Below are 255 nucleotides of genomic sequence, written 5' to 3'. Positions count from 1 at the left end.
ACACCCTGTTGGCCGGCCAGACGATCAAGCCGGGTAAGGAAGGCGAGGCGATCTATGTTCCGGCACTGAGAGTGGAAATATCCCGCCCTGGTGGCCTGAGCGGCCAAGGAGAGCTCAAGACCGTCACCATCAAGGATCTGTTTGGCAATGTGGTCCAGACCGAAGACGAAGCCGGCATCATCACCCGCTACGAATACAACTCCTCCGGCCAGCTGACCAAAACCGTGCGCGATGGGGTGGAGATCAGCGGCAACA

At 59.2% G+C, this 255-nt stretch carries 1 protein-coding gene; it reads left to right on the top strand.

What is annotated here, in order from left to right; translation table 11 throughout:
- The coding region (locus PZA18_RS24720) for an RHS repeat domain-containing protein (protein WP_284103532.1) at positions 1 to 255 on the top strand (255 nt) is incomplete at both ends.

This window comes from Parachitinimonas caeni (genome assembly GCF_030129945.1).
Taxonomy (GTDB): domain Bacteria; phylum Pseudomonadota; class Gammaproteobacteria; order Burkholderiales; family Chitinimonadaceae; genus Parachitinimonas; species Parachitinimonas caeni.
Note: the sequence above shows the minus strand (reverse complement) of the source record. Positions and strands in the feature narration are given on the sequence as shown.